Raw genomic sequence first — 12005 nt, forward strand, 5'->3', positions numbered from 1 at the left:
AAAGTAGGTGCCGCCCCGCACAGGGGCAACGCCTGCATACCGACGCGAAAACAAGAAAAGGCCAAAGCAGCCAGGAACCACAAAAAAAACCAAACCCACGCGCGATCAGCACGGCCGCCTAAGCGCCATACCCCGCCGGGCATGAAACCGTGCAACCGTCTCATAGGGCAGCCAGGCGTCAGCCTGGTACGGCGCGATGCCCGAAGGATTGTGAAACCACACACCGCCATCGCCACGTCCGTGCAGCAGGATCAGATGCCCGCCCCGGCCGGGGTCCATCCGCTCGGGATAGCGGATCTCGGGGCTCACGGAAACGATGGCGAGCGTTTCGGCATCAACGCGCCCTGCACTCGCCGCAATGTCCTCGTCGATCATTACCTCCACGTGCACGCCGAACGCGGCTTCCACCCATCCGGCGAACGGGCGGTAGATCAAGCCATCCACGCCGCCATCTTCGCGCACGCGATATACACCGTGCCGCAACGCCTCTTCGAGCATCTGCGCGCGCGGCGCATGCGCGACTCCCCAATAGTCGAGCGCCGATTCGAGGCAGGTCAGACCGCACAAGCGCTTGGCCCAGAAGCGATAGGCGTCGGCCTCGGTGAAGCCGCTCGCCCGCCAGCGCGGGTCCTCGCACGGGTCGGCGCCACGCTCGACGATAGGCGCCACCCAGTCGGCGCTGCCCCACTGGCTGTAATACGGCACGCCTTCATGCCGCCATGTCCCGCCGTTGCGCACGTCGTCCAATCGATACCCCTCGCCCCAGTAAGGTTGATTCGCCGCGCGCGAGCGCACGGCGTTCAAAATCGTGCATCTTCGCAGTCGCGCGCCGTCCCCGCAATGCCGCGAATATCGCAAGCCATGTGTAAACGAAGCCGAATATACGCTTACATTCCCGTATTCGGCGCCGCATTACATTTCGCTAAAATAACGCCGTCGCCTGGCATTTTATGCGTTTAGAATATCGTGCTCCCGTGCGCAGGCCGCAGGAGGTCCGGTCAAACCGGCCCCGCGGCGCCACGGCATGATCAATCAGAAACTGAATCCACGAATCCCCCTTCAAGCAGTATGTCGAACGTTGCATACACAACCGACTCGGCCTCGGTGGCGGAGCGCGTACGCGAGCTGATGAGCCGTCACGGCATCGGCAAGCGTCAGCAAACGACCGAGCTGTGCCGGATTCTTGACCTGAGCTTTTCACAGGGGCACCGCAAGCTGCGCGGCAACAGCCCGTGGACGCTCGCGCAGATCAAGAAAGTGGCCGAAGCGTTCGGCGAACCCGCGGGCCAGCTGTTCGGGGCGCAGCTGCTCGACCCCGGCATGGTCGGGGCCAGCGCTCAAGAAGCGATCCTCTGCGTGAGCGCCGCCGAACTGCCCTGCACCGCCTGGATCGGCGCACCGGTCGAGGCGGGCAGCCGCCCCGACTTCGTCGCCTACGAAAAGCAGGGCCAGTGGCGCGTGGTGCGCCCGGACGGCGCGCTCTACCAGAACGCGCGCGAAGTCCACAAGATCGAGATCTACCCGCGCCGCGCCGAGTCCGACAAGCCGCTCATCGCCGTCGTGGACGACGACCGCTCCTCCGCCGACAACCTGCGCGACTACCTCGAGCACAGCGGCTACACGGCGCTCGCGCTCTACGGCCTCGCGGCATTCAACGAAGCGCTCGAAAACAACGTGTTCGACGGCGTGGTGATCGACTGGCTGTTCGGCAGCCAGACCGCCGCGGAGGCGATCCGCAGCGTGCGCGCCTCCGAGAACCCCGATGCGCCCATCTTCGTGCTCACCGGCGAACTGCTGACCGGCAAGGCCAGCGAATCGGAGATCAGCCAGGTCGTACGCCACTACAACGTGGCCTGCTACGAAAAGCCGGCGCGCATGGCGATTCTCGTCGCCGATCTTTCGAAGCGGCTCAACCGCGGCTAACGCCGCGTTTTGCTCGCTCAACCCGCTCCCGCGCCTTTCACACCGCCGCGCGCGGCGCGCTCAGCGCGCGCTGCAACGCCGCACGCAGCACCTCGTAATGCACCGGCTTCGTGAGCCGGTCGAAAAACGGCGCGCCCTCGCCGCCCGGCGTCTTGCCCGCAGTGTCCGGAAGCGCCGCCAGCCCCGCCACGTCGGCGCTCACCGCGATCACCCGCGGCTGCGCGAGCACATCCTGCGCGGTCTCGAGCCCCGCCACGAAGTCGTAGCCGTCGCGGCCCGGCATGTGCAGGTCGAGCAGCACCACGTCGCACACCTCGTGCGCGAGCAGCGCGAGCGCGCTGTCGGCGTCGCTGGCCGCGAGCGCGCGGTAGCCCATGTGCGCGACCATCTCGCAGAGCGAATCGCGCACGAGCGGGTTGTCGTCGACGACGAGCACCTGCGGCAGCGCCCGCGCGGGCAGCGCCGCTTCGGCCACGGCCGCGGGCGCCGGCGGCTCGACCGGCGTGACGGGAATGCGCACGGTGAAGGTCGTGCCTTTGCCCACGCGGCTTTGCGTCTCGATCGTGCCGCCGAACAGCTCGACGAGGCCGCGCACGATCGCGAGCCCCATCCCCGCGCCTTCATAGCGCCGCGAGCGCGACGTGTCGAGCTGCGTGAACTCCTTGAAGATGAGCGGAATCTGGTCCGGCGCCACGCCAGGCCCCGTGTCGCCGACGACGATCACGAGCGTGTCGCCGCCAGCCGGTTTCGGCGCGCCCTCTGCGTCCTGTGATGGCCGCGGAACCCGCGCCGGCGCCTGCAGCCAGAATTCGAGCCGCACCTTGCCGCGCTCCGTGTAGCGGATCGCGTTCGTGACGAGGTTGCCGGCGATCTGGCGAATCCGATGCGGGTCGGCCACCACGCGCCGCTGCGGGCCCACCCACGCATGCTCGAACACGAGCCCGCGCGAGCGCGCCGCCTGCTCGTTCTCATCGACGATCGACTGCAGCAGTTCGCGCGGCTCGAACTCTTCCTGGCGCAATTCGAGCTTGCCTGCGCCGAGACGCGCGTAGTCGGTGAGGTCCTTCATCTGCGCTTCGAGCTGGCGAGCCGCGGTTTCGAGACGCTGGATCACCTTGCGGTCGGCTTCCGAATGCGAGTTGAAGCCGAGCAGCTCGATCGACGAGACGATCGCGTGCAGCGGCGTGCGCAGTTCGTGGCTGATCATGCCGAGGAAGGCGTCCTTCGCCATGCTCGCCTCGCGCGCGGCGCGACTCGCCTGGTGCTCGGCTTCGAGCGCCGCGCGCTGCTGGTGCAGGAGGCGCGTGCGCCGGTAGCCGTTCATCACGAGCAGCACGCCCGCCGCCGCCGAAAGCACGAGCAGCACGAGCCCCGAAGCGAACAGTTCGCGGCGCTTGGCGATGAAATCGTGCCGGATCGCCTCGCGCTCGGTCACGTCGGCGAAACGCCGGTTCAGCGCGAGGTCGGTCACCTGTGTCCAGTGCAGGTCGAGCGCCATGAGCATCGGCACCGCGCGTTCGGGGTTGTCCGCGAGCGTGGCGATTTCGGCCTCGAATGGCGAGATCGTCGCGGCCAGAATGGCGAGATCGGCGTCCTGGCGGCGCTTCAGGCCCGGCGTCGAGTCGAGCGAGAGCGTCGAGCCCTTCATCACGTTGAGCTTCGACTGCAGCACCTCGTAGCGCAGCCGCACCTTGTCGAGATCGCGGTCGATGCCGTCCGCGAACATCAGCAGCTGGCTCTCGAAGCGTGCGTAGGCGATCTGGAGCTGCGCGGCGTCCCAGTACAGGCCGTCGTAATTGCCCGTGATGCGCTGCACGACCTGCGGATTGAGCAGGTTCGCGTAGAGCAGATAGCCGACCGCCACCACGGGCGGCGCGAGCGCCGCCATCCAGATGATCGCCTGCAGCAGGCGTCGCAAGGGACGTTGTATCACCCGCTACTCACCGCTTGATCGTCATCGACTTGATCTGCCACGCGAACTTCGAGTCACCGGCCGCGCCGTCGAGCTCGAGCGGATGCTGGTCGCGTGGGTAGATCAGGAACAACGGGCCGAAATTGCTTACCTTGAGGCGCTGGCCGTTCATCTCATAGGCGACCACCACGCCATAGCGCGCCGCGTCGGCCACGGGTACGACACAGGTGTAGTCGTCGAGCGTATGGATCTCGATCTCGCTGCCGTAGGCGCCCACGGCCTCGAGCACGTCCGAAAGCAGCGGGCCCGTGAAGGTCGAGCGCGGCGTCCAGGTCGTGGCCGTCGTGATCGAATGCGCGGGCAGCGCGAGCAGCTGCGCCTCGCTGAAGTGATACGCCGTGTGGGACGCGTTGTTGGTCACGCGCACCTCGCCATCGACGTCGAGCGAGAGCGCACCCGGAGAACCCGCCGCCTGCGCGGAAGGTGCAAAAAACGGCGCCGCACCCGCGAGCGCCACCACGGCGGCCCAGCGCCGCCAGCCTGGCCATCCCATCCCATGCCACATCTTGCCCGAGCCCTTTCGCGCGATGATTCGCGTCGTTTTCGTGTGTCTTTGCGCGGCGCTACGCGACATTTTGCGGTAATGCGCCGCTTTTTCCTGCTGCGTTTCCCTCGTTTTCCTGCTACCTCCACCCGCCATGCCAGCAGGCGCTGGTGAGCATAGGCATAATATCGTCAAACATTGTGCTGACAATAGCCGTCTTTTTCTCGTACACCGCTATCGGAAACGCGCATTGCGCAGTTGCCGCGCGCTTGCCGATTACGCGCTTCGACACCCAATTCAATCCATGGATAAACCTGTCGTTCCGCTCACCTACGAACAGCTCGATCACTGGGTCGAGTCGCTGCAGCCGGCGCTGATCGCGGAGGAATTCGACCTCGTGGTCGGTATCCTGCGCGGCGGCGCGCCGCTTGCGCTGATGGTTTCGCACGCAACGGGTGCGGCTGTCGCATTCCTGCGCTATGACCGCGCCACGCGCGAAGTGCGCTGGGACTCCACGCTGCCGCTGCCCGAACCGGGCTCGAAAGTGCTGCTCTGCGAGGACATCGCGGGGCGCGGCCATACGCTCGTGGACTGCATCGCGTTCCTGAGCGAGCACGGGCTCGTCGTGCGCACGCTCACCGGCGCCTACGACGACCTCAGCCGTTTGCGCCCCGATTATTCGATCGACGCGAGCGGCTATTTCGCGCTGTTCCCCTGGGAGCGCCAGGCCTACACCGACCGCTATCGCGCCGACTGGATCCGCGATGGCGACGGCGACGGCACGCGCATGGCCGACGACCACGAGTACGCCGTCTACGCCATCGATCTCGACGGCGTCCTGCTCCCCGACCTCCCGATTGCGCGCTACGACGAAGACCTCGTCGCCGCGCTCGCCGAGCGCGATGAGCTGGTGCCGTTCGAGCGCCTGCCCGGCATCGACATGAAACGCACGCGCGCGATCATCACGGGGCGTCCGGAGATCGACCGCGAGCGCACGCTCGCCTGGCTCGAACGCCACGGTTTCGGGCACCTCGAACTGATTATGCGCACGCCGGACGAACACGACGACACGGCCGCGGCCGTGGCTGCGCACAAGGCCGCGGCGGCCATCCGCAGCGGCGTCACGCACTTCATCGAGAGCGATCCGGTGCAGGCCATCCTGATCGCGCAGACCGCGCCGCTCCTGCGCGTGATCTGGTGGAACGCCCAGGCGCGCACGGGCACGCTGATCGGCGCCTCGGCCTGGAGCTGAGCGAGCCGGCGCTTAGACGCCGCCGCGCCGGCCCTCGATGAATCGCGCGGCGCGCGGCGACGCCACCACGATGAGCTTCATGGCCGCGCGCGTCGCGCCGACGAAGAGTTTGCGCGCGGCGCGCTCGTCGAATGACTCGAAGTCCACCTCGGTCAGGATCACGCACGGCGCGGACTGGCCCTTGAAGCGGTAGATCGAATCGAGCAGCACATCGCCCTCGCGGTACTGCGGATTGCCGAACAGGTCGTATTGGCCGGTGAAGCTGCGCAGCCGGTGCGGGCCGAGCTGATCGAGCGTCGCGAACAGCGAATGCTCGCGTCCGCGCCAGGAAAGCACGACGATGTCCTGCTTGCGAAAGCCCAGCGAAAGCGCCTGCGTAATCGCGCGTTTCGTGACCAGAACCACCCCAGGTTCCGCGCCCGGTCCGGCTTCATGCTCGTCCCAGCTCGCCACCGTCACCTCGGAGCCGTCGAACGGACTCCCCGCGGCGAGCTGCGCGATGGCGGGCACGGTCGGTCCGGCCACGTCGCGCAGGAATGCGAGGATGTCGCGCGGGCTGCGGTAGTTCGTGGTCTCGCGCAGCACGGTCCAGCCCGCCAGCGCGAGCGGCTCGCGCACGTAGAGGTTCTGCAGCGGATCTTCGAGCCACCACCATGCAGCGTCCGGCCGCAGCAGACGCCCGAGTGCGCCGACCCACGGCTCGTGGAAATCCTGCCCTTCGTCGACGATCAGCACGTCGAACTGCCAGCGCTCGGCAATCGGCATCTCGCCGAAGCGCTGCACGAGGTCGTCGAACGCGCCAGGGCTCGCGAAGTCGGGCACGTGGCCGCCGTCGCGCGCGACCCAGTCGCACAGCTGGTGATAGGTCGCCACCTTTGCCCCGGGCGGCGCGAGCTGCGCGATGTGATCTGCAAGCGGCCGGTTGAAGCACACGTAGAGCGTGCGCGCGCCGCGCGCCACCGCGTCCTTCATGACCTGCACGGCCAGTTGCGTCTTGCCCGAGCCCGCCGTGCCGATCACGCGCAGCCGGAACGGGGCGAATTCGAGGCGCCGCGCCCACGTGGTGAGGCCGCCCGCGAGCCGCGTGACGAGCGTGCCGGCCGCGCCGAGCAGCGCGCTGGTGTCGGGCGTGAGCGAAAGTTCGTCGGCGAGAAAATGATGGATCCTGGCGGCGCACGGCAGGCGCGGCTCGTCGGCGGGCATGGCTTCGAGCACGATGGCGGCGAGCTGCGCCTTGCGCGTGGCGTCGACGATGCGCGCCGGGTTCACGCCCGCGATGGCCGGCTCCCGCACCACGTGGTCGGGGCAATAGAACAGCTCTTCGAGCACGTAGGTGCCCGCGCCGAACGACGCCGTAAAGCGCCGGTGCAGCCCCTCGACCGTGCGTGCCAGCGCGATCGCCACGTTGCGCTCGGTTTGCATGTACGCCTTGACGAGCCCGCCTGGCGTTTCGCGCAAAAAGCCGGTTTTCTGCTCGACGATCATCACGCGCCCAGCCGGGCTGACGATCACGAAATCGGCCTCGCCGAAGACCGAAAAGCCTTCGGAGAGCCGCGTCCAGTGCACGCCGTGATAGACGGTGTAGCCGTTCGGCAAACCGCGGGCGAGCGCGACGAGTGTTTCGCGCTCGCGCGCGGCGGCGCCGGTGGCTTCGATATGCTGCCAGTCGTCGGGGACAATGCGGGCCATGGGCGGGTCTCGGACGGATGTTGAGGTTCGTGGCGGCCGCGCAGGCAAGCGAGGGAGCGCTGCCGCACGAAGCGGGCGCGGCGGCGGAACTCCGGGCGCCGCGCAGCGCCTATTCTACGAAATGCCTGGCTGCACAAATAAACCGCGCGAGAATCGTGTATCGTGGCGGCCTGCGCCAGGCTTGACCCTTTTTCCTCTTGCAAGGAGTACGCGCCAGATGATCACGATCTGGGGACGCGCCAATTCGGTGAATGTCCAGAAAGTCCTGTGGTGTTGCGATGAACTCGTGCTGCCGTTCCAGCGCATCGACGCGGGCGGCTCGTTCGGCCATCTCAACGAGCCTTCCTATCTCGCCATGAATCCGAACGGCAAGGTCCCGACGATCACCGACGGCACCTTCGTGCTGTGGGAGTCGAACGCGATCCTGCGCTATCTGGCGATGGAGTACGGCCCTTCGAGCCTGCTCTACCCGACCGACCCGAAGGTGCGCGCCTCGATCGAGCGCTGGCTCGACTGGTCGATCGGCACGCTCGCGCCCATCGAGCGCCCTGTGTTCCTCGCGCTCGTACGCACGCCGCCCGAAAAGCGCGACACGGCGAAGCTCGCGGCCGACTTCGATCAGCTGACCCCGCTTTGGCGGCTGCTCGACCACCATCTGCAAGGCCGCTTCTTCATGGAAAACGAGCGCTTCTCGCTCGCCGACATCGTACTCGGCGCGTACGCGCGGCGCTGGTTCGGACTCGAAGGCGTGGAGCGCGAGCCGCTGCCGAATGTCGAACGCTGGTATCAGCGCATCGCGCAGCGTCAGGGCTTCCGCAAGTACATCGATCTGCCGCTCACCTGAGCCGTCACTCCATGGGGGCGCGGGCGGCCCGGCGGCGCGCCCCGTATAATCGCAAGCATGAAGACAGCAAAACCGTCCCCGGACGCCCCGGCCCTGCATAGCGACACCGAGGCGCACGACCACGCGCACGGCCATGCCCACTCGCACGACGGTGTCAAGGGCGCTTCGGTCGAGTCCGCGCTCGCGATGGCCGAGGCCTATTGCCGCGAGCGCGGCGAAAAGCTCACGCCGATCCGCCGCAAGGTGCTGGAGTTGCTGCTGGCCTCGGGACGCGCGACCAAGGCGTATTCGCTGCTCGACGAAATGCGCCAGATCCATCCGGGTTCGGCGCCGCCCACGGTCTACCGGGCGCTCGACTTCCTGCTGTCGGCGGGGCTCATCCACCGCATCGAATCGATCAACGCGTTCGCCGTGTGCCACGACCTCACGCAGTGTCAGCACGGCATTCTCGTGGTGTGCCAGCAGTGCGGCAACGTCACCGAACTGCACGAGCCCAAGCTGCGCCAGGCGTTGGTTGCGCAGATCGAGGCCGCGGGCTACCGGCTCGCCGGCGACGGTATCGAGCTCAAAGGCCTCTGCGCGCAATGCCAGGAGAGTCAGGCCAATTCGGCCGACAAGGCCGCACAGCCGGGCGCCGCTGCGGCGCCCGAAGCCACTGCGCAGCCCTCGTCCGTTAGCTAACCGTTCTTGCCCGCCGTTCAGCGCAGGCAACAGATCGCCCGCGCCGCATGTCGCGGCGCTTCAGTCCGTCAGCACCCACACCTTTCGCGCCGCGCTACGCGCGCGGCGTCATAGCGACTGGCGCGCGTCGATCGCGTCGCTCAGCAGCGTCACCAGTTCGTCCGGCCGGGCCGGCTTGGTCATGAAGTGCTGGAAGCCTTCGCCGATGCTGCGCAAACGCCAGCTTTCGTCGGTGTGGCCCGTGAGCGCGACCGCGACGGTCGGAGCATGGTCGCCGCGGATTTCGTAATCGCGCAGACGCTGGATCAGGTAGAAGCCGTCCATCGCCGGCAGGTCGAGATCGCAGACCACGGCGTCGGGGTGCAGGCTCAGGGCCGCTTCGACGCCAGTTTCGGCGTCTTCGACCGCCACGACATGCGCACCCTCCGCCTCGAGTAGCGAAGTCAGTGACGCCCGGCTGTGCGGGTCGTCTTCGACGAGGACGATGGTCGTCCGGTCGAGCTTGTGTACTGCGTTCATTGTGTTTGCTTACATGCCTTTCTGTCTGTCAGGCCGAGTGCCGCAAGGCTACGGGCCCGGAGTCACGCCGGGCGCACGGCAACGCGGGCCGTCCTGATAGAGCAATCTTAATGCCGTCCGGTTCCTGCGTGCCGCGCGTGCGCCCATCCGCGCCGCGCACGATAGCCGCATCACAAGACAGCCCGATGACGGCCGCGCTCACGCTTTGCCGCCCTGTTTTTTGTCCTACTTTGGATCCTGTCGCGCAGCGGCAAGGCCCTTGGCCTTGCCGGTTTGTGCATAGGCTTCGAGTGCACGCTGGCGCGCCAGTTCGTGCTCGACGACAGGTTCCGGATAAGTTTTGCCGAGTCGCACGCCCGCCGCCTCGAGCTGCTGCGCGCTGGCCTTCCACGGCTGGTGCACGAGCGCATCGGGCAGGCCCGCCAGCTCCGGCACCCAGTGCCGCACGTAGTCGCCGCGCGGGTCGAACTTCTGGCCCTGCAGCACCGGATTGAAGATGCGGAAATACGGCGCGGCATCCACGCCCGAGCCCGCCACCCACTGCCAGTTGGCCGGGTTGCTGGCCGGGTCGGCGTCGACGAGGGTGTCCCAGAACCACGACTCGCCCGCGCGCCAGTCGATCAGCAGATGTTTGCTCATGAACGATGCCACGACCATGCGCACGCGGTTGTGCATCCAGCCTGTGTGCCAGAGTTCGCGCATGCCGGCATCGACGAGCGGATAGCCGGTCAGCCCCCGCTGCCACGCTTTCAGGCCAGCGGCGTCCTTGCGCCACGGCATGGCGTCGAATGCGGGACGCAGGTTGCGCGTCGCCAGATCGGCGTAGTGAAACCGCTGGTAATGGCAGAACTCCCGCCAGCCCAACTCGCTCGCGAACTTTTCGGCGCTCGCAGCGCGGCGCGCCGATCCACGTCCGTGCGCGTGCTGCGCCGCCTTGAGCGCCGCCCAGACCTGGCGCGGCGAAATCGCGCCGACGGCGAGATACGGGGAGAGGCGGCTCGTGGCCGCGTCGCCGGGTTCGTCGCGCTCACCCCCGTAGGCGTCGAGGTCGGTGGCGAGGAACGCGCGCAGGCGCTCCAGCGCGGCTTCCTCTCCCGCAGGCCAGGCCGCGCGCATGCCGCCCGACCAGTCGGGCGCGCGAGGCGCCAGGCCGAGCGCGTCGAATTTCGATGCACGTTGGGTAAGACGTGCTGGCAGCGATTGAAAAATCATCCGTTCGGGCTCGCCTTCCGGCGGCGGCGGATCACCCATGCGCAGGCAGGCGCGCCAGTAGGCGCTGAAGACCTGGAACGGCTCGCCGGACTGATTGAGCACCGTCCATGGCTCGTTGAGGAGCTGGGCGCCGAAGCTTTCCGCACTGACGCCGCGCTCGCGCAGCGAGGCTTTGAGGGCGCGATCGACCTCGCGTTGCGCCGCGCCGTAGCGGCGGTTCCAGTACACGGCTTGCGCGCCGGTTTCGGTGACGAGGGCGTCCAGCGTCGCCGCTTCGTCGCCCTGCAAGAGCAGCAGGCGGCCGCCGCGCAAAGCCAGCGCCGCTTCGAGCGCGCGCAGCGATTCATGGCGCCACCAGCGCGCCGCCCCGCCCTCCGGGCGCTCGCCCGAGGCATGCGAATCGTGGATCCAGACGCAGATCAGCGGCAGGCCGCTCGCCGCGGCCTGCGCGAGCGCTGGCTGGTCGGCGAGCCGGAGATCGTCGCGAAACCAGACGATGGCGGGGGCTCGATGCGCAGAAGCGCGGGAAGCAGCAGCAGAAGAAGACAGACCGGACCTCGACCGGGAAACATTCGCGCGGCACCGCGCACGGGGCGTGCCGCAAAGGTCCCGGAGCGTACCACGGCGCGCGCTGGCGGCTAATCCGTATCAATGCCCGTATCGGTGCGTGCGTCGATGCGCCCTGGCCCCACGCCCTGGGTGATGAGCGCGACCGCATGGCGCGCGACCGCCTCGACGCCCACGTGTGGCTGCTGCGCGTCGCCGCGCCACATCTGGCTGGTGGCGAGCGGCAAGAGCGTCAGGCCCATCAGCGACTGGAACAGCAGCGCAGGCTCCAGCGCCGCGTTGAGCCGGCCCTCGCGCTGCCAGCGCGCAATGGCCGTGTGGGCCGTTTCCTGGTGCTCGCGGCCGAGGCGCTCGAGCATGCGCTGGCGCAGCACGCCGCCCTCGCTGATGACGTCGCGCACCCACAGCGGCGGAAACCACGGATTGCGCTGCCCCAGCGCCACGAAGCGCTGCACCAGCGCAGTGAGCGCCGCCACGGGATCGTCGGGATGCTCCGCGAAGATGTCGCCAAGCGACTCGCGCAGCGGCACGAAACGCTCGTCGATCAGCACGTCGATCAGTTGATCGCGCGTCTTGAAGTAGTAGTGGACCATCGCCGGCGTCACGCCCGCCTCGCGGGCGATGGCAGCGAGCGAGGTGTCGAGGATGCCCTGGCGTGCGAACAGCGCGAGTGCGGCTTCGATCAGACGCGCGCGCTGTTCCGCCCCGCCCACGCCGCCGCTCGGCCGGCCGGGACGGCGCGCGGCGGCCCGGCCTGGCGTGCCGCCTGCGCTGTCGAAGGAAGGTTCTGGCGCGTTCATAGGTGTCCTGCCCGGTAACAAAATGAATTTTGACCAACTGGAATAATTGTCCTAATATTAAC

General features: G+C 67.8%; 11 protein-coding genes. 4 read left to right on the forward strand and 7 right to left on the reverse strand.

Going from position 1 to position 12005, the window contains the following annotated elements; all coding sequences use genetic code 11:
- Nucleotides 1-105 precede the first annotated feature (105 nt).
- On the reverse strand, nucleotides 106-747 hold the full coding sequence (locus ACOJB8_RS34735; protein WP_368619137.1) for a C39 family peptidase: 642 nt from the start codon (nucleotides 745-747) through the stop codon (nucleotides 106-108).
- 321 nt (nucleotides 748-1068) lie between these two features.
- On the opposite strand from ACOJB8_RS34735, the gene ACOJB8_RS34740 reads away from it, so the two are divergent.
- Nucleotides 1069-1923, forward strand: a complete 855-nt coding sequence (locus tag ACOJB8_RS34740; RefSeq protein ID WP_069268748.1) for a helix-turn-helix domain-containing protein — start codon at nucleotides 1069-1071, stop codon at nucleotides 1921-1923.
- A 37-nt stretch (nucleotides 1924-1960) separates the two neighbouring features.
- Here ACOJB8_RS34740 and ACOJB8_RS34745 read toward each other — a convergent pair whose 3' ends face one another.
- Together ACOJB8_RS34745 and ACOJB8_RS34750 are read right to left on the reverse strand one after the other, a co-directional pair.
- Nucleotides 1961-3811 (reverse strand): ATP-binding response regulator, encoded by a 1851-nt coding sequence (locus ACOJB8_RS34745; protein ID WP_083245637.1) that lies wholly within the window; start codon nucleotides 3809-3811, stop codon nucleotides 1961-1963.
- A gap of 52 nt (nucleotides 3812-3863) precedes the next feature.
- Nucleotides 3864-4388 carry a putative pterin-binding protein gene (locus tag ACOJB8_RS34750; RefSeq protein WP_069268754.1) on the reverse strand — a complete coding sequence of 175 codons (525 nt, stop codon included), beginning with the start codon at nucleotides 4386-4388 and terminating at the stop codon, nucleotides 3864-3866.
- Nucleotides 4389-4683: 295 nt separating this feature from the next.
- Here ACOJB8_RS34750 and ACOJB8_RS34755 point away from each other — a divergent pair, with 295 nt between their 5' ends.
- Nucleotides 4684-5631, forward strand: coding sequence for a phosphoribosyltransferase (locus ACOJB8_RS34755; RefSeq protein ID WP_342950261.1), 948 nt, complete (start codon nucleotides 4684-4686; stop codon nucleotides 5629-5631).
- Nucleotides 5632-5643: 12 nt separating this feature from the next.
- Here the strand turns inward: ACOJB8_RS34755 and ACOJB8_RS34760 are convergent, their stop codons facing one another.
- A complete protein-coding gene (locus tag ACOJB8_RS34760) occupies nucleotides 5644-7320 on the reverse strand; it encodes an ATP-binding domain-containing protein (RefSeq protein ID WP_475016701.1) in 1677 nt (558 codons plus the stop codon).
- Between the two features lie 217 nt (nucleotides 7321-7537).
- Here ACOJB8_RS34760 and ACOJB8_RS34765 point away from each other — a divergent pair, with 217 nt between their 5' ends.
- On the forward strand, nucleotides 7538-8164 hold the full coding sequence (locus tag ACOJB8_RS34765; RefSeq protein ID WP_069268745.1) for a glutathione S-transferase family protein: 627 nt from the start codon (nucleotides 7538-7540) through the stop codon (nucleotides 8162-8164).
- A 57-nt stretch (nucleotides 8165-8221) separates the two neighbouring features.
- A complete protein-coding gene (locus ACOJB8_RS34770; protein WP_475016704.1) occupies nucleotides 8222-8845 on the forward strand; it encodes a Fur family transcriptional regulator in 624 nt (207 codons plus the stop codon).
- 108 nt (nucleotides 8846-8953) lie between these two features.
- Here the strand turns inward: ACOJB8_RS34770 and ACOJB8_RS34775 are convergent, their stop codons facing one another.
- The 3 genes from ACOJB8_RS34775 to ACOJB8_RS34785 form a co-directional block, all read right to left on the reverse strand.
- Nucleotides 8954-9364, reverse strand: coding sequence for a response regulator (locus ACOJB8_RS34775; RefSeq protein ID WP_069268743.1), 411 nt, complete (start codon nucleotides 9362-9364; stop codon nucleotides 8954-8956).
- Between the two features lie 225 nt (nucleotides 9365-9589).
- Entirely contained in the window at nucleotides 9590-11125 is a 1536-nt protein-coding gene (locus ACOJB8_RS34780) for a cryptochrome/photolyase family protein (protein ID WP_475016759.1), read from the reverse strand.
- Between the two features lie 89 nt (nucleotides 11126-11214).
- Nucleotides 11215-11943: a TetR/AcrR family transcriptional regulator gene (locus tag ACOJB8_RS34785; protein WP_475016706.1), complete on the reverse strand. Its 729-nt coding sequence runs from the start codon at nucleotides 11941-11943 to the stop codon at nucleotides 11215-11217.
- Nucleotides 11944-12005: the final 62 nt, after the last annotated feature.

Source organism: Paraburkholderia sp. BR10141 (assembly GCF_056155635.1).